Annotated in this window: 13 protein-coding genes; 10 read left to right on the top strand and 3 right to left on the bottom strand. The window is 65.8% G+C overall.

Annotated features, from left to right (window positions below):
- Positions 1 to 118 precede the first annotated feature (118 nt).
- The 6 genes from AC16HO_RS08775 (at position 119) to AC16HO_RS08750 (ending at position 6,451) form a co-directional block, all read left to right on the top strand.
- Complete coding sequence (locus AC16HO_RS08775) at positions 119 to 1,597, top strand: ABC transporter substrate-binding protein (protein ID WP_395642679.1); 1,479 nt, start codon at positions 119 to 121, stop codon at positions 1,595 to 1,597.
- 34 nt (positions 1,598 to 1,631) lie between these two features.
- Complete coding sequence (locus tag AC16HO_RS08770) at positions 1,632 to 2,504, top strand: carbohydrate ABC transporter permease (RefSeq protein WP_484335382.1); 873 nt, start codon at positions 1,632 to 1,634, stop codon at positions 2,502 to 2,504.
- Positions 2,501 to 3,325 (top strand): carbohydrate ABC transporter permease, encoded by an 825-nt coding sequence (locus AC16HO_RS08765; RefSeq protein ID WP_395642677.1) that lies wholly within the window; start codon positions 2,501 to 2,503, stop codon positions 3,323 to 3,325. The genes AC16HO_RS08770 and AC16HO_RS08765 overlap by 4 nt, the downstream gene beginning before the upstream one ends.
- 8 nt (positions 3,326 to 3,333) lie before the next feature.
- Complete coding sequence (locus AC16HO_RS08760) at positions 3,334 to 4,434, top strand: ABC transporter ATP-binding protein (protein WP_395642676.1); 1,101 nt, start codon at positions 3,334 to 3,336, stop codon at positions 4,432 to 4,434.
- Between the two features lie 74 nt (positions 4,435 to 4,508).
- Entirely contained in the window at positions 4,509 to 5,375 is an 867-nt protein-coding gene (locus AC16HO_RS08755; protein ID WP_395642675.1) for a TIM barrel protein, read from the top strand.
- Positions 5,372 to 6,451 carry a Gfo/Idh/MocA family protein gene (locus tag AC16HO_RS08750; protein WP_395642674.1) on the top strand — a complete coding sequence of 360 codons (1,080 nt, stop codon included), beginning with the start codon at positions 5,372 to 5,374 and terminating at the stop codon, positions 6,449 to 6,451. The genes AC16HO_RS08755 and AC16HO_RS08750 overlap by 4 nt, the downstream gene beginning before the upstream one ends.
- A gap of 38 nt (positions 6,452 to 6,489) precedes the next feature.
- Here AC16HO_RS08750 and iolB read toward each other — a convergent pair whose 3' ends face one another.
- From iolB to AC16HO_RS08735, 3 genes are read right to left on the bottom strand one after another with little or no spacing between them, the layout of a single operon-like run.
- A complete protein-coding gene (gene iolB, locus AC16HO_RS08745) occupies positions 6,490 to 7,281 on the bottom strand; it encodes a 5-deoxy-glucuronate isomerase (protein WP_395642673.1) in 792 nt (263 codons plus the stop codon).
- Positions 7,282 to 7,286: 5 nt separating this feature from the next.
- Positions 7,287 to 9,170, bottom strand: a complete 1,884-nt coding sequence (iolD, locus tag AC16HO_RS08740; protein ID WP_395642672.1) for a 3D-(3,5/4)-trihydroxycyclohexane-1,2-dione acylhydrolase (decyclizing) — start codon at positions 9,168 to 9,170, stop codon at positions 7,287 to 7,289.
- Positions 9,167 to 11,155 carry a bifunctional 5-dehydro-2-deoxygluconokinase/5-dehydro-2-deoxyphosphogluconate aldolase gene (locus AC16HO_RS08735; RefSeq protein WP_395642671.1) on the bottom strand — a complete coding sequence of 663 codons (1,989 nt, stop codon included), beginning with the start codon at positions 11,153 to 11,155 and terminating at the stop codon, positions 9,167 to 9,169. The genes iolD and AC16HO_RS08735 overlap by 4 nt, the downstream gene beginning before the upstream one ends.
- Before the next feature lie 156 nt (positions 11,156 to 11,311).
- On the opposite strand from AC16HO_RS08735, the gene AC16HO_RS08730 reads away from it, so the two are divergent.
- The 4 genes from AC16HO_RS08730 (at position 11,312) to thrS (ending at position 18,002) form a co-directional block, all read left to right on the top strand.
- Complete coding sequence (locus tag AC16HO_RS08730; RefSeq protein WP_395642670.1) at positions 11,312 to 12,178, top strand: MurR/RpiR family transcriptional regulator; 867 nt, start codon at positions 11,312 to 11,314, stop codon at positions 12,176 to 12,178.
- Complete coding sequence (gene iolG, locus AC16HO_RS08725) at positions 12,171 to 13,160, top strand: inositol 2-dehydrogenase (RefSeq protein WP_484335381.1); 990 nt, start codon at positions 12,171 to 12,173, stop codon at positions 13,158 to 13,160. The genes AC16HO_RS08730 and iolG overlap by 8 nt, the downstream gene beginning before the upstream one ends.
- Positions 13,161 to 13,590: 430 nt before the next feature.
- Entirely contained in the window at positions 13,591 to 15,705 is a 2,115-nt protein-coding gene (locus AC16HO_RS08720) for a hypothetical protein (RefSeq protein WP_395642668.1), read from the top strand.
- Between the two features lie 392 nt (positions 15,706 to 16,097).
- Entirely contained in the window at positions 16,098 to 18,002 is a 1,905-nt protein-coding gene (thrS, locus tag AC16HO_RS08715) for a threonine--tRNA ligase (RefSeq protein WP_395642667.1), read from the top strand.
- Positions 18,003 to 18,031: the final 29 nt, after the last annotated feature.

The following is an 18,031-nucleotide window of genomic DNA, read 5'->3' as shown; positions in this document are numbered from 1 at the left end:
CCGTTTTGGAATTTACATTCCAAATACTTCTATTTTGCAATGCAAATTGCAATAGTGTTGCGGCATGCTTAAGCTCGACGTCCCGAGTCCCGCCCTCCGCCAGGAGCACAGAATAGCAATGCCGGCGACGCCGCACATCCGCTGGACGCAACGCGCCCCGGTCGCGCGCACCCGCATGCGCGTGGCGGCGTTGCTGTTCGGCGCAGCTGCGTGGGCGATGGCGCTGGCGGAGCCGGTCGAAGTGTCGATCGCCTGCCGCTGCGTCGAAGGCGGGGTGAACGGTTCCGAGGCGCGCTGGCTCAAGCGGGTGGTGATCCCGGAATACGTTGCCGCGGCGAAGGCGCAGGGTCGCGACGTGGCGGTGAAGCTGCGCGAATTCGCCGGTAGCGCCGAGCAGATGTCGCAGCAGCTCGCACTCGACTTCGCCACCGGGCAGGGCGCCGATCTTGCCGAATTCGATGGCTTCCAGATTCCGGGTTTCGTCGATGCGGGCCTGCTCAAGCCGCTGGACGAAGTTGCCGGCGCGGATGCGAACGCGTGGGAGGGCTGGTCGCATATTCCCGACAGCGCGCAGGCGCTCGTACGTTTCCGCGGCAAGCGCTATGGCGTACCCGAGCAGACCGACGTGCGCATGATCTTCTACCGTCGCGACCGTTTCCGCGCCGCCGGGCTCGATGCGGATCATTGGCAGCCACGCTCGTGGAACGACATTCTCGATGCCGCGCGCGCGCTGAAGCGGCATGACCCCGCGAGCTATCCGCTGCAGATCGATGCCGGTGTCGCGATGGGCGAGGCGACGACGATGCAGGGCTGGCTGATGCTGCTTGCCGGCACCGGCGAGGAACTGCGTGACGCGCAGGGTCGCTGGATCGTGCGCAGTCCGGGCATGCTCGCCGCGCTCGACTTCTACAAGACCGTGTATATCGACGAGAAGCTCGGCGAGGCACGCACGCAACGTCTGGTCAGCGGGCGCAACCGCAGCTTCACCGACTTCCAGCGCGGCAAAAGCGCGATCCTGATCGAGAGCAACTGGTTCTACTACACCGCGATCGATCCGCAGGGGGATTTCCCCATCCCCGATCGCGACGAACTCGTCGGCTGGGCGAAGATGCCCGCACGCACGCCGGGCAGCGCGGTGCGCGGCCAGGATTTCGTCAGCGTTTCGGGCGGCAACAGCTTCGTCCTCAATCCGCATTCGAATCATCCGCACGAAGCGTGGCTGCTGCTCGCATTCATGAATTCGGCGTCGGTCTTGCGCAGTTACCAGGAATACAACGAACATCTGTGCGTGCGCGACGACGTACTGCCGCCGCATTCGGAGTTCCTGCGCGCGAGCGGGCGCGAGTTGCTGCCGCTGACGACCATCCGGCCGATCGATGCCGACTACGAGAAAGTCTCCGCCGAGATCCAGCGCATGACCGAGAGCGTGATCGCCAACAAGCTCTCGCCGCGTGCGGCGATGGCCGAATACGCGGCCGCGGTGAAGCAGATCGTCGGCGCGGACAAGGTCGTCGCGTTGGATACTTCTGCGGCCACTGGAGTGCAGGCCCCGGCAATTCCCGCCAGAACGACGGGCGCGGACCACCATGCGGAATAGCGGCACATTTTCCTCCCGTATCGGCGTCGCCTTCATGACGCCCGCGGGTGTGCTCGTGACCTTGTTCGTCGTGTTCCCGTTCTTCTGGATCATCGCGGTCAGTTTCACCAATCGCAGCCTGCTCGGCGCAAGTGCGCTGCACCCGCAGTTGGTCGGCCTGAAGAACTATCTCGACCTGTTCGACCCGGCGACGTTCTGGAGCCAGGGCGGTTTCGGTCCGTCGCTGTGGCTGACGGTCCAGTTCGTCGTGTTTTCGGCGCTGTGCGGGCAAGTGCTGCTCGGCCTCGTGCTCGCCTGGATCTCGCGCGAATTGTCGCCGCGCGCGAAGTCGCTGCTGCAGGGCATCGTGATGCTCGCCTGGATCCTGCCCGACGTCGTCGTCGGCTTCGCCTGGTTCGCCTATCTCGATCGCGATGCGGGCACGCTCAACCAGCTGCTGCGCGGGCTGCATGTCCCGGCCGCCGATTTCCTGATCGAGCATCCGTTCCTGACCATCTGCGTGTTCAACGCCTGGCGCGGCGCGGCGTTCTCGATGATGCTGTTCGACGCCGCCCTGCAGTCGATTCCGCCGAGTTATCTCGAAACCGCCGACGTCGTCGGCGCCTCGGGCTGGCAGAAGCTGCGCGACATCGTGCTGCCGCTGATCCGCGGCCATATCGTCACCGACCTGATCCTGATCACGATGTGGACGTTCAACGTGTTCACGCCGTTCCTCCTCACCGCCGGCGGCCCATCGTTCGAAACCGACATCCTGCCGATCTACACCTACCGCATCGCGTTCAAAAGTTTCGAGTTCGGCAAGGGCGCGGCGATCGGGGTGATCGTGATGCTGATCAATCTGGCCTTTTCGCTGGTTTATCTGCGGCTCGCGCAACGCGGCTTGCGCAAGAAAGGGAAGGCCGCATGAACCGCCGTGCGCTGATTTCACGCATCGTCTTCAGCGTCTGCGCGGCACTGCTCGGTGTCGCGTTCGCTTTGCCGCTGATCTGGTTCGTGTTCGCGCCGTTCAATGCGCACGCCGACCTCGATCTGGCGTTGCCGGCACCACCGACTCTGGCCAACTTCGCTCGCGTGTTCGCCAACGGGGCCGCCGTCGGCGCGCTGCTCAACTCGCTGCTGCAGGCGTTCGGTACGGTGCTGCTCGTCGCGACGACGGCCACGCTCGCCGCCTACGCGCTCGCGCGCGCCACGCTGCGCGGCAAGCGCGTGATCGAGTACGTGCTGCTGCTGTTCTCATCGGTCGTGTCGGGTTCGGCGGCGATGGTGCCGATCTTCCTGATCGTCAACGCGCTCGGTCTGATCGACACCCAGCTCGCGGTGATCCTCGTGTTCGCCGGCGGACTGCTGCCCACGGCGATGTTCATCCTGCGCGACTTCATCGCCAGCATTCCGCGTGGTTACGAGGAGTCGGCGCTGGTCGCCGGCGCGTCGCCGTGGCGCGCGTTCGTCGACGTCGTCGTGCCGGTGCTGCGTCCCGGAGTGACGATCGCGGCGGTGTGGGCCTTCGTCCAGGTCTGGGGCGGCTTCCTGATTCCTTTCGTGCTCCTGCGCAGCGAACAGCGCATGCCTGCGTCGGTCGAGATCTATTCGTTCTACTCGCAGGCCGGCACGCCGATCGTGCCGTTGCTTGCCGCGTACTCGGTGCTGTATTCGCTGCCGGTGATCGCGTTGTACTGGTACGTCAACCGCAAATACGGGTTCCGCTTCTTCGGCGGAATCAAGTCGTAGGACTTTTCATGGCATCGATCCAACTCGACAAGATCGGCAAGAGCTTCGGCGCGGTCGACACGATCCACGCGATCGATCTCGACATCGGCGACGGTGAATTCGTCTGCCTGCTCGGCCCGTCCGGTTGCGGCAAGACGACGACGCTGCGCATGATCGCCGGGCTCGAACAGCCGACGCGCGGCAGCATCCGCATCGGCGGTCGCGATGTCACGCGAGCGCAGCCGAAGGATCGCAACATCGGCATGGTGTTCCAGGACTACGCGCTGTATCCGCACATGACGATCGCCGACAACATCGCCTATCCGCTCAAGGTGCGCGGCATGGCGGAAGCGCAACGTCACGAGAAGGCGCGCGCGATCGCGGAGGTGCTGCACATCGGCCAACTGCTCGACCGCCTGCCCGCGCAGATCTCGGGCGGTCAGCAGCAGCGCACTTCGCTCGCGCGCGCTCTCGTGCATCCGGCCGATGCATTCTTGTTCGACGAGCCGCTGTCGAACCTCGATGCGCGCATGCGCGTGGAGGCGAGGGCTTTCCTCTGCCATTTGCAGCGCAGTCGCGGCATGACCGCGGTCTACGTTACCCACGACCAGGCCGAGGCGATGGCGCTGTCGACGCGCATCGCGGTGATGTGCGCGGGTGACATCGTGCAGTACGCGCCGCCGCTGGAGATCTATCGCCGGCCGGCGACCACCTTCGTCGCCGGCTTCGTCGGCGACCCGCCGATGAACCTCGTTGCGGCACAGGCGACGCGCTGTGATCGCGGCATCACGCTGCGTGGCGGCGGACTGGAAATGTCGGCGTTCGCAAGTTGGCCCGCGCTTGATCGCGCACTCGATCGCGGCGATCGCGTCACGCTCGGCGTGCGCCCCGAGCATCTGCGCATCGCGGCGGACGGGGCGGGCGGTCGACTGCATGGCAAGCTGTTCGCCAACGAGGCGATGGGTCCGGAAAGCCTGGTCACGCTCGATCTCGACGGTGGCGTGCGCGTCACCGCGCGTGTGTTCGGCGATGCGCCCGTGCTGGTCGAAGGCGATGCCGCATTCGCCTTCGATGCGGCGCGGATCACTTTGTTCGACTCCGCGGGAAACAGAATCGACGATCCGGTTTAGAGCGACTGCGTTCCCGCGCAGGCGCGAATGAAGTGCAACAGCAACCTTCCACAATCTCCCCTAAAGGCAACACCATGCTATCGATTGGCAACGCCCCCTGTTCCTGGGGTATCTACTACCCGAAAGACAACCGCTACACGCCCGATCAGTATCTCGACCAGGTGCGCGAGGCAGGATACGCGACGACCGAACTCGGCCCGCTCGGCTTCCTGCCGACCGACGCGGCGCGACTCAAGGACGCTCTGGCGGCGCGCGGACTCGCGCTGACCGGCGCGACGCACGTGCACACGCTGGCCGATCCGTCCACGCACGATGCGTTGCTCGCGACGATCGACCAGCTTGGCAGGCTCGTCAGCGATGCCGGCTCGAAGCATGTCGTCATCATGGACGAGGGCAACTGGTATCCGCCCGGGAAGCGCGGCGTGGTCGATGAATCCGGCTGGCAGACCGTAGTCAGCATGGTGCGCGCCGCGCAGGAACGGCTGGCCGGCGACTACGGCATCGCGATGACCTTCCACCCGCATCTGGGTACCTGTGTCGAACGCGAGGCGCAGATCGATCGTCTGTTGCAGGACACCGAGGTCAATCTCTGCTTCGACACCGGGCATCACGCGGCCTGGGGGCAGGATCCGGCCACGTACATGCGCAAGGTCTGGCCGCGCATCGGCTACGTGCATTTCAAGAGCGTCGACGCCAGGGTGCGCGAGCGCCTCGTGCGCGGCGAGATCGACACGGCGCAGGCGTCGGAGGCGGGCATCTTCGCGCCGCTGACCGACGGCGCGGTGGACATGGCCGCCATCATCGGCCTGCTCGCCGAGAAGCGTTACGCGGGGCCGTGCATCATCGAGCAGGACTGGAGTGCGACGCAGACCGAGGAGCCGGTTTTCCTCGCGCGCAAGAACCTGCAGTACCTCAAGTCCCTGAGCGGAGACGTGCAATGACGATCCGGGTCGGAATGATCGGCCTGGGCGAAGTCGCCCAGCTCATGCACCTGCCGCTGCTTGCGGACGATGCGCGCTACAAGATCGCCGCGGTGAGCGACGTTTCGCCGAGCCTGTCCGCGCATGTCGCCCGGCGCTACGGCGCCCGCACGCATGCCGACGCGAATGCGCTGCTCGACGACAAGGACGTCGATGCGGTATTCATCCTCACGCCAGACCACCTCCACGCCGATTTGCTGGCGCGCGCTATGGACGCGGACAAGCATGTCTTCATCGAAAAGCCGGTGTGCCTGAACGCCGAACAGTTGCTGCCGCTGATCGAGCGCGCGCGCGGCTATGCGAAGACGATCTTCGTCGGTTACATGCGCCGCTACGCGCGGCCGTTCCTCGAACTGAAGAAGCGCCTGCCGGCGTTGACCGAGGTGCAGCACGTGCGCGTGCGCGACCTGATTTGCGAGGCGCCGTTTTTCGTCGCGCAGACGCGACCCGTGTTCAAGCCGGGCGACGTGCCGCAGGCCGTGATCGACGAGGGCAGGGCGCGCACGCAGGCGATGCTGCGCGCCGTGGTCGGCGCGGATGCGCCGGCTGCGGTCGTGCGCGGCTATCAGGTGTTGACCGGTTTGTCCTCGCACAGTTTCTCGGCGATGCGCGAGCTGTTCGGCATGCCGAAAACCTTTGCCGCGCGCCAGCGCAACGGCGGCGAGGCGATCGCGGTGCTGTTCGACTACGGGCATTTCACCGCAGTGTACGAGGCGGTGACCAACCACATCGCCCGCTTTGATTCGGGTATCGAGGTGCTCTGCGACCGCGCGCTGTTCCGCATCAACTACGACACACCGTACATCCGCCATCTGCCTACGCGACTGGAGATCACGCGCTCGGGCGACCGCGAAACCACGACCGAGATCATCGGCCCGTTCCACGAAGACCCGTTCCGCGCCGAGCTCGACGCGTTCTTCGATGCCGTCGTCGACGGTACGCCGGTGAAGACGACGCTCGAAGATTCACTGGACGATCTGGAATTGTTCGCGCAGATCGGCAGACTGTTTGCCGCAGAAGCGCGCAATCCGGCGTAGTTGCTGCGCCTTTCCGCGCGGGAGCAGGGCAGCAAGCGCTACAACATCCATTCGTGCGCCGGGTCGTTGCGGATGCGCCATTCGCGGCGCGGCCCGGCCATGACGTTGAGGTAGTAGCCGTTGTAGGCGTGCGGCATCACCACCGGATGATAGCCGCGCGGCACGAGCACGACGTCATGATCGTGTGCGGCCATCGTCTCGTCGAGGTCGCGCGCATCGGTGTAGACGCGCTGCAGGGCGAAGCCCTGCGGCGGATCGATGCGGTGGTAGTAGACCTCTTCGAGCCAGGTTTCGTGCGGCGGATCGTCGCTGTCGTGCTTGTGCGGCGGATAGCTGGATGAATGCGCTGCCGGCGTGCGTACCTCGACGACGAGCAGTGATTCCGCTACCTGTGTCTGCGGCAGCACGTCGCAGATGAAGCGCTCGTTGCTGCCGATGCCGCGCGTGGAGCGCGCCATCTGCGCGGGTTCGATCACGCGCGTGGGGTGGAGGCCCGTCGCTGGCGCACTCGCCAGCGCGAGTTCGACCGCATCGTGCGCACGCACGTGGATCGACGTGCGCGGCGGCGCGTACAGTGCGTGCGGTGCTTGCTCGTCGAACACGCTTGCGCGTCCGCCGCAACGCTCGCGGCGCAGGTCGCCGGCCTGCAGGTCGACCGTGCCGCTCAATACGACGAGACAGCCTTCGCGTCCGGCGGGAAGATCGATGCGCAACTCCGTGCCGGCGCCGAGGCGCCAGGCATCGAAGCCGACATGGCGCCAGCCCGCCGACTGCGGGGTGATGTGGACGAGATGTTGCGCGTCCGCTTTTGCCTTGACCAGAAGGCTCATCGTCGTCATTGCGCGTCGCTGTCACCGTCGCGCCTGCGCAGCGCGGCGGCGTAGGCGGCGCGTGCGTCGCGCACCGATTCGCGCGCGGAAACTTCGGGCACGGCGACTTCCCACCAGCTGCCGCCTTCCGCCGTGCTGCGGTGCGGATCGGTGCGGATCGAAACGACGTACGTGTTTTTCGCGGCACGCGCACGTCGCAGCGCGTGCTCGAGCTGCGCGATGTCGGCGACATGTTCGGCAGACGCACCCAGCGCGCGCGCATGCGCGGCGAAGTCGACCACGGGCGCACCGCCGGCAGCGGTGGCGCAGTCCTCATCGAGCAGGTTGTTGAACGGCACGTCGCCGCATGCGCGCTGCAGGCGGCCGATGCAGCCGAAGCCGCGGTTGTCGAGCACGAGGATGATGAGCTTGTGGCCGAGCATCACCGAAGTGGCGATTTCGGAGTTGAGCATCAGATAGCTGCCGTCGCCGACCATGACGATGACTTCGCGCTCGGGTTTCGCCATCTTCACGCCGAGGCCGCCGGCGATCTCGTAACCCATGCACGAGTAGCCGTATTCGACATGGTAACCACCGGGGCTGCACGTACGCCAGAGCTTGACCAGTTCGCCGGGCAGGCCGCCTGCGGCACAGACGACGATGTCATTGTCGACCGAATCGGCGGCCGAACGCTGCACGGCGCCGATCACGTCGGCTTCGTAGGGCAGTTCGTCCGCGCGAAGTTCACGCGCGGCGGTCAGGCATTCGACTTTCACTCGCCATTCGTCGCCGAGGCGGACCGCACGATCGCACCAATCCGTTGCCGACCGCAAGCCGGTCAGCGCATCGGCGAGCGCGGTCAGCCCCTTGTTCGCGTCGGCGACGATCGCGATCGCCGCGTTCTTCTGCGCATCGTAGGCGTTGACGTTGAGGGTCACCAGCCGTGCCTGGGCGTATAGCGCGTTCGAGCCCGTGGTGAAGTCGGCGAGACGCGTGCCGACGGCGAGAACGAAATCGGCCTCGGTGCAAAGCGCGTTCGCCGAGGCGCTGCCGCAGACACCGACCGGACCGAGTTGCAGCGGATGATCGAACGGCAGGCTGCCTTTGCCGGCCTGCGTTTCGGCGACCGGGATCGCATGGCGTTCGGCGAAAATGCGCAAAGCATCCGCGGCCTCGCCGTACAGCACGCCGCCGCCGGCGACGATGATCGGTCGCCGGGCCGCGCGCAGCGCCTCGGCGGCAGCGGCGATCTGCTCGGGCGCCGGCAGTGTTGCCGGTGCAACCACGACGCGCGGCTCGAAGAACGCGGCGGGGAAGTCGAACGCCTGGGCTTGCACGTCCTGCGGCAAGGCGAGCGTGACCGGACCGCATCGCGCCGGATCGGTCAACACATGCACGGCGCGCGGCAATGCGGTCAGCAATTGCGACGGCGCGACGATGCGGTCGAAGTAACGCGAAACCGGCCTGAGACAGTCGTTGACGCTGACCGTGCCGTCGGCGAAATCCTCGATCTGCTGCAGCACCGGATCGGGGGCGCGCGAGACGAAAACGTCGCCGGGCAGCAGCAGCACGGGCAGGCGGTTGACGTGGGCCAGTGCCGCGGCGGTGACGAGATTGGTCGCGCCGGGGCCGATCGAGGTAGTGACCGCGATGACGCGTCTGCGCATCTGCGCCTTGGCGTAGGCGATCGCGGTGTGCGCCATCGCCTGTTCGTTGTGCGCACGATACGTCGGCAGCGCGTTGCGATGTTCGTACAGCGCCTCGCCCAGGGCGGCAACGTTGCCGTGGCCAAAGATCGCGAACATGCCGGCAAATAACGGCAGAACCTCGTCACCGACGCGCACGTGCTGCGCCGCGAGATAGCGTACCAGCGCCTGTGCTGCGGTGAGCCGGATCGTTGCCTTGTTCATGCGTTTGCGGAAAGTTTGCCTGCGCCGTTGCGGACGACATTGTCGCGCGCCGCGCGCCAGAGTGCAGCGAGTTCGCGCTGGTTCGCGTGCACGCGCGCGACCAGCGTGTCCGCGTCGATCTCGCCCGCAAACCAGCTGCGCGCGGGTTCGGCGAACACGCTGCGGCCGACGGCGAAGCCGCGGCAAGTCGCACTCGAGGTGGCTGCGGCGAAACCGGCGGCGAGACCGACGAGCGGTGCGTCGGCGCCGAGCAGGAGCACACCGCGACACCACGGGTCGCTGCGCAGGATCAGCGCATCCAGAGCGGGCCAGTCGGCCGCATCCGGCGGCGCGAGCTTCCACCAGTGCGGCTTGATGCCGCAGGCGTAGATGCACTCGATCGCGCGACGCACGAGGTCGCCGCGCCGCGCCGGCACGGCGCGCAGTGGCGCAATCACTTCGATCAACAGTTCGTGTCCGCTGGTGCAGGCCGCGTCGCAGAGCGTGCGCAGCTGCCGCTCTTGCTCGGCTCGTTGCGTGGCATCGTCGGGGTCGAAGACGACCAGGCATTTGATCGTGTGCTCGTGCGGCCAGGTGATCAGATGCGTGCCGATCGAGCCGCCGCGTTCGAACGCGAGCGGTGTCGTGTCGGGAAGTTCGACCGGGCGGCCGATCCACCAGCCGCGCCCGCTCGCGGCGTTGAGCGCATCCTGGCCGTAGCGGTCGTCGATCAATACTCCAATGCGACCGGCGAGACCGGATATCCGCTCGGTCTGCTCGGTCGCGCGCAGCAGCAGGTTCTTGAACATGCACAGACGTGCCTCGGCATCCGCTCCACGGCCGCGGGCCAACTCCTCCAGCGCGCTGCGGTGGTCGAAAGCGAACACGTGCAGGTCGTCCCAGCGCGCTCGCGCCACGCTGACGCGATGCAGATGGGCGAGATCGGCATCGCGATCGGGGCGACGCGCGCGTGCCGGATCGAGCTTGACCTGGGCGAGGAAATGATCGAGTTCGGCGCGGCTCGGCATCGCCGGCGCGCAGCCGTGACGCGAGACGACGATGGCGCCGCAGGCATTCGCCCAAGCGCAGCAGCGTTCGATCGGCTCGTCGCCCAGCCAGCCGCAAAGGAACCCGGCCAGAAACGCATCGCCCGCGCCGAGCACGTTGAGTACCTCGACCTGCGGCGCGCGGAACAGCGGCGCATCATCGATGCGCGGCGGAATTTCGTCGGCGATCACGTTGCAGCCGAGCGCACCGCGCTTTATCACGAGCAGTGCCGGGGTCGCGGCGCGCACGTTGCGCAGCGCGGCGACCAGATCGTCGCCGCCGCCGGCGACGCGGAATTCTTCCTCGGTGCCGACGATGAGATCGAACGAAGGCAGCATTTCGCGCAGATGCGCAGTCACCTGCGCATTCGCGACGAAGCGCGTGGCACCGTCGCTGCGCGGGGCAAGGCCCCAGAGCACCGGGCGGTAGTCGATGTCGAGCACGCGCCGCAGGCCGTGCTTTTGTGCGAGATCGAGCGCACGGCGGCAGGCGGCGAGAGTGCCGGGCGTCGACAGGTGCGTGCCGGTGATGGCGAGCGCGCGCGCCGAGGCGATGTGGGTTTCGTCGATGTCGTCCGCGGCCAGCGCCATGTCGGCGCAGTTCTCGCGGTGGAACAGGAGCGGGAAGGTGTCGCGATCCTTGATGCCGAGCAGAACGAATGCGGTCAGGCGGTCCGGATCGACGCGCAGATGCGAGACGTCGCAGCCTTCGCGCACAAGCGTTTCGGTCAGGAAGCGGCCCATCTGGTCGTCGCCGACTCGGCTGAGCATCGAGATCTTGAGGCCGAGCCGCGCGCAACCGAATGCCGTGTTGCCCGATGACCCGCCGAGATACCGGGCGAAGCTCGTCGCGTCCTCCAGGCGCGCACCGATCTGCTGCGCATAGAAGTCGACGGCCACACGGCCGAGGAAGATGGCGTCGAGCGGGCGCGAGGCGGCGGAGTGAACGGATTCTGTCATGCGCGACTCGTGGGCTTGCGAAAAAGCGCGTCGTATGGGTGAGAATAGGGCCTGCCCCCAATCATTGCAATTCGCATTGCATCAATTGGAAATATGGAATTTTTATTCCATATGTTGCAGACTCACCGGTAGCCGCATCTGCGCAGGAGCACGCCCTTGGCCGTCAGCAATGCAGTGGATCAATTCATGCGGCGCGTCGCCGACGAGTTCGAGTCGCTGCCGCGTCAGTTGCAGGGTATCGCACGTTATCTCGAGCAGCACCGTTCGAGCATCATGCTGCAGAAGGTCAACGATGTGGCGGTCGGGTCGAACGTGCATCCATCGGCCGTCGTGCGCTTCGCACAGCGCTTCGGCTACTCCGGCTTCAGCGAGATGCAGGCGGTGTTTCGCGATGCCTTCCGCGAGCGCGCGGAGCCGTCCGGCAGCTACCAGCACCGCATTCGCCGCGTCATAGCCGGGCGTCCGGAGCAACTCGACGAGACGCAGATCGCGCGCAGTTTCATCGACGCCTGCCGGGTCGGCCTCGACGAACTCGTCGAGCGCTTCGATGTCACGCGTTTCCGTGCCGCGGTCGACCTGCTCGAGCAGGCCGAGCAGATCTACATCGTCGCGGTGCGCCGCTCATTCGCGATCGCAAGCTATATCGCGTACGCATTGGGACACACGCAGAAACGCGTGCACCTGGTCGACGGGCTCGGCGGAATGCATCGCGAGCAGATCCACAGCATCGGCAAGGGCGATGCCTTGATCGCGATCAGCTTTCCGCCCTATGGCAAGGAGACATTGTTCTGCGCGCGCCTCGCGCACCAGCGCAAGGCCAAGGTGATCGCGATCAGCGAGTCCGACCTCGGCCCGCTCGCCGCGCATGCGAACGTGCTGCTCAAGGTCGAGGAAGCGAGCGCGTTCGCGTTCCGTGCATTGACCAGCACGATCTGCCTGTGCCAGGCGCTGTTCGTCGCGCTGGCCTACCGGCTGGAATTGAAGCCGAATGAAGGTGCGCACACCGGCGACTACGATGCTTGAGGTCGCGCTGTTCGGTGCCGGGCGCATCGGCCGCATCCATGCGGGCAACATCGCGGTGACACCGGGCCTGCGGCTGCGCTACGTCATCGACGTCAACGTGGCGGCAGCGGAAGAACTGGCGGCCGCGTTCGCCGCGACCGCGACCGATGCCGAGCGTGCGCTGGCGGACCCGCTCGTGGCTGCCGTGGTCATCGCCGCGAGCACGGCGATGCACGCCGAACTGATCACGCGCGCCGCGCATGCGGGCAAGGCGATCTTCTGCGAGAAACCCGTCGCGGCTGAGCTCGACGACGCACGCGCCTGCGCCGGCGTCGTGGCCGAAGCCGGCGTGGCCTGCATGATCGGCTTCCAGCGCCGCTTCGATCCGACTTTTGCCGCGCTCAAGCGTCGCCTCGACGCGGGCGAGATCGGCGCGGCCGAGGTGGTTGTGCTGACCAGCCGGGATCCAGCGCCACCGCCACTCGAATATCTCAAACAGTCGGGCGGGGTGTTCAAGGACATGTTGATCCACGATTTCGACGTCTGCCGCTGGCTGCTCGCCGACGAGATCCTCGAAATCCATGCCACCGGCGCTTGCCTGAGTCCCGATGCCGCGCAGGCGCATGATCTCGATACGGCGGCGGTGACGCTGCGTTCGCGTCGCGGCTGTCTCTGCGTGATCAACACCTCGCGTCATGCGGCGTATGGTTACGATCAGCGTATCGAGGTGCTGGGCGCGGCCGGCATGCTGCAGGCCGGCAACCACAGGCCTACGGAAGTCATCGCTGCGCTTGCCGGCGCGGTCAGCAGCGACGTGCCCGAGCCGTTTTTCCTCGATCGGTACCGCCGCGCCTACGCGCTCGAGATGGCCCATTTCGCGAACCTGCTGGCCGGAACGGCACGGCCGGTTCCAGGCCTGGTCGACGGGATCAAGGCACTGGAGCTGGCGGAGCTCGCCACCCGGTCATGGCGCGAAGCGCGGGCCTTGACCTGCCTGATCTGATTGCGCGCAGCATATTCGGCCCCCTCTGCGGGAATATCCGGGCCGGATCGACCTGCCACATCTTTCGTGGCGGGTACCGCATAGCCTCAATTGCATTCCGTGACGGGCAACATTAACCTGAGGTCGCTGCAGGGGCGTGTCCGCGGGATGCGAAATGAAAAATTGAACGTGCACTGCATACCTGCGGCCAGCAGTAGGGGGAGGGGCGTGTCACCGCTACATGTGCCGGTCGTCAATCGGTGTCCCGGCGTCGCTGCCGACCACCGATGGTCGTCCAGTTCACCAGCACAACGGCCTTTATCCAATCCAGTGCGGTGCACCGGCATGCCTGCCGTGTGCACGGCATTGTGCATGTGAATCGAAAAGACATCTTTCAGCCGATGAATACAGGGGTAAATTCATGCAATTGATAAATCGTAAAGTCGTCACGATGACGGCGCTTGCCGTCGCCATTTCCTACGCGCTGACGGCATCCGCAGCGGATTTCAACGACGTGCACAGCACGCTCGCCACGCAGCAGTTGCGCAACGCAAGTCCCGCCAGGCTTGACCCGATCGCTCTGGCCAAGGCACAGCAGCGCTTCGCGCAGGCTCAGCAGATCGCCGGCTTGTTCGCCGCGCAATACAAGCCCGGCGCTGATGGCACGCTGGATCCACGGCACGTCGAACTCGTGAACAACCTGATGCAAGGCGATGCACGCGGCTTCACCGAAGCGGTGAGCGCGCCCTCGCTGGAAGCGGCGCTTAGCGCCGCCAGCGCATCGGTCGTCCGCCGCGCGAATACGACCACCACGATCGCGGCGACTGCAACGACTGCCGGTGCGGCGCAAACCGGCGGCGGCGTCAGCGGGACGGACGATCTGGTCTACACCGCGATCACCCCCTGCCGCATCGTGGACACGCGCCAGCCCGGCGCCGGCGGCGCTTTCGGATCTTTGCAAACGCGCACGTACGATGCCTTGGGCGGCGTCGCCCAGGGCGGCTCTTCGGCATGCGCGGGCTATACCGGTGCCATTCCGTCTGCCCTGGCGCTCAATATCACCGTGCAGGCCTACGGTCTCGGTGATCCCAGCGCCTACGGGTTTCTGTCCGTCTATCCCGATGGCGGCGTTTTGGGCACCAGCTGGCTGAACTATCTCGGTGGCCAAACCGTGGCCAATGCGGGTGTCGCGACGATCAATCCCAACAGTGGCCGGTTCGCGATCTTCGCGCAAAATCCGACCCAGGTCGTGGTCGATGCATTCGGTTATTTCCGTGGCGCGTCGGCGACAACGGGTGGAGCGACTGGTCCGACGGGAGCCACCGGCGCCACGGGCCCCACAGGCGCAACCGGTTCCACGGGTGCAACCGGGCCAGCCGGCGCAACAGGCGACGCAGGAGTGACGGGTCCGACCGGAGCCACGGGAACAGTCGGGGCGACTGGCGCCACGGGGCCGACTGGCACTACCGGCAGCACCGGGGCACAGGGAGACAAGGGCGATATTGGTCCGCAGGGAGCAATGGGGCCAACTGGCCCGCAGGGAGCTCAGGGCACTACCGGCGCGACCGGAAACCAGGGGGCGACTGGTGGGACAGGCGCGACCGGCGCGACTGGAGCCACCGGCCAGAGCTTCTCCTATGTCGGTGCCTGGGGCGCGACCGGAACGTACGCGGCCTATGACGTGGTGACCCAAAATGGTTCCACCTACGTCAACAAGACGGGGAACAACGCAGGTGATCCGGCCACGGATACGACTGATTGGGCCTTGATCGCGTTGTCCGGCGCGCAGGGTCCGGCAGGTGCTACGGGCGCCACGGGTGCGCAAGGCGCCACCGGTGCCGAAGGCCCGGCGGGGGCTGCCGGCGCTACAGGTGCACAGGGTCCGGCAGGTGCTACGGGCGCCACGGGTGCGCAAGGCGCCACCGGTGCCGAAGGCCCGGCGGGCGTTGCGGGCGCGACCGGCGCGCAGGGTCCGGCAGGTGCTACGGGCGCCACGGGTGCGCAAGGCGCCACCGGTGCCGAAGGCCCGACGGGGGCTGCCGGCGCTACAGGTGCACAGGGTCCGGCGGGCGTTGCGGGCGCGACCGGCGCGCAGGGTCCGGCAGGTGCTACGGGCGCCACGGGTGCGCAAGGCGCCACCGGTGCCGAAGGCCCGACGGGAGCTGCCGGCGCTACAGGTGCACAGGGTCCGGCGGGCGCTGCGGGCGCCACCGGCGCGCAGGGTCCAGCGGGCGCCACGGGTGCACAGGGCCCAGCGGGTACCGCTGGAGCAACAGGCGCTACCGGCGCGACGGGTGCTACCGGTGCCGCGGGATCGGTCAGTGTCAGCACGGTTACCGGTCCGTCAGGAACTTGTTCTAGCGGCGGCCCATGCACGGTCAACGTGACTTGCGCAACCGGCAAGGTGATCAGCGGCGGGTTCAATGTCACGTCAGGTGGCAATGCCCTCAACTATGCAGCGATCACATCGAGCTATCCAAGCTCCGCCACGCAATGGACTTTCGTCGTCACGAATCACAACGGCAACAGTTTCGCCTACAACACATATGCCGTGTGTGTGCAATAGAGGTGGCGGCATGTCGGGACGTGGCCTGACTGCCGTGGAACACGAGCACGCATGATTCGATTTGTCCCCCGGTTTGTGCCGGGGGATTTTTGTCGTGCTTTCTTGTGTGCATGCGGGTTCTACGGTACGCTGCACGAAGTTGAATAAAGGTGGCTTGCGGGCAACTGTCAGCCGAGTGTGCGACATGAGCACTAGCGCGTTTTCCCACTGAACCTCGATCGCTGAGCCACCTCGACGAAAGGCGCCTGGCGCCTTTTTTGTTGCCTGCGATTGCGTCATTCCGGGCCGAGGACGACGGCCCGATCCCCGCTCGTCACGCAGGTCGGGGCAGAAGCTGGATTTCTGCCGCTGCGGGAACGAGGAGCGAAAAAGTCACTGCGGAAGAATTGGTCATGATCAACATCACACTCCCCGACGGCAGCCAGCGCCAGTTCGAGCACCCTGTCACCGTCGCCGATGTCGCCGCATCGATTGGCGCGGGCCTGGCCAAGGCTGCGCTGGCCGGCAAGGTCGACGGCCGTCTCGTCGATACGAGCTACAAGATCGAATACGACGCGAACCTCGCGATCATCACCGACAAGAGCCCCGAGGCGCTCGATATCCTGCGCCACTCGACCGCGCACCTGCTGGCACAGGCGACGCAACGCCTGTTCCCGGACACGCAGGTCACGATCGGCCCGGTGATCGACAACGGTTTCTACTACGACTTCGCGCGCAAGATGCCGTTCACCCCGGACGACCTCGACAAGATCGAGGCCGAGATGAAGAAGGTCGTTGCCGAAAACCTCGACGTCTCGCGCTCGGTCATGTCGCGCGACGACGCGGTCGCGTTCTTCCGCGGCAAGAACGAGGAGTACAAGGCGCAGATCATCGAGTCGATCCCGGCGAACGAGGAGCTGTCGCTGTATTCGCAGGGCGAATTCATCGACCTGTGCCGCGGTCCGCACGTACCGAACACGAACAAGCTGCGTGCGTTCAAGCTGATGAAGGTCGCGGGCGCGTACTGGCGCGGCGATTCGAACAACGAGATGCTGCAGCGTGTCTACGGCACGGCCTGGCTCAACGACAAGGATCTGAAGGCCTATCTGACCCAGCTCGAGGAAGCCGAGAAGCGCGATCATCGCAAGCTCGGCAAGCAGCTCGATCTGTTCCATGTGCAGGAGGAAGGTCCGGGCCTCGTCTTCTGGCATCCGAAAGGCTGGTCGATCTGGCAGGTCGTCGAGCAGTACATGCGCCGTGTCTACCGCGATTCGGGCTACCAGGAAGTACGCTGCCCGCAGGTGCTCGACGTGTCGCTGTGGCAGAAGTCGGGCCACTGGGACAACTACAAGGAAAACATGTTCTTCACCGAGTCGGAAAAGCGCACGTACGCACTCAAGCCGATGAACTGCCCGGGCCACGTGCAGATTTTCAACCACGGCCTGCACAGCTACCGCGACCTGCCGATCCGCTACGGCGAGTTCGGCGCCTGCCATCGCAACGAGCCTTCGGGCGCGTTGCACGGCATTCTGCGCGTGCGCGGCTTCACCCAGGACGACGGCCACATCTTCTGCACCGAAGACCAGATCGAAGCCGAGGTGACGGCGTTCCACCGGCAGGCTTTGCAGGTCTATGCGGATTTCGGCTTCAGCGATATCCAGATCAAGATCGCGCTGCGTCCTGAGCCGCGCCTCGGCGACGATGCGACCTGGGACAAGGCCGAGAACGCCTTGCGTTCCGCATTGAAAGCTTGCGGCGTCGAATGGCAGGAGCTGCCGGGCGAGGGCGCTTTCTACGGCCCGAAGATCGAGTATCACCTGCGTGATGCGATCGGTCGTACCTGGCAGCTCGGCACCATGCAGGTGGACTTCATGATGCCGGGCCGCCTCGGCGCCGAGTACGTCGATGAGCACAGCCAGCGCCGCCAGCCAGTGATGTTGCACCGGGCCATCGTTGGCTCGATGGAGCGTTTCATCGGCATCCTGATCGAGCACCACGCCGGCCAGTTCCCGGCCTGGCTGGCGCCGGTGCAGGCGGTGGTCATGAATATCACCGATGCGCAGGCGGAATTTGCCGCTGAGGCGGTGCAAGCCCTTGTCCGGCAAGGCTTCCGGGTGGAAGCGGATTTGCGCAACGAGAAAATCGGCTATAAAATACGCGAACACACGTTGCAGAAGATTCCGTACCTACTCGTGGTCGGTGATCGCGAAAAGGAACTCGGAGTCGTTGCCGTGCGTGCGCGGTCGGGTGAAGATTTGGGCTCGATGAAAATTACCGAGTTCGCCGACAAGTTGCGAAACGAATTCAAGAACAACTAGTAACATCTTGAATTTATTCAATTAAATTT

This window comes from Rudaea sp., from assembly GCF_057139185.1.
This window is presented reverse-complemented; position numbering and strand designations above follow the sequence as displayed.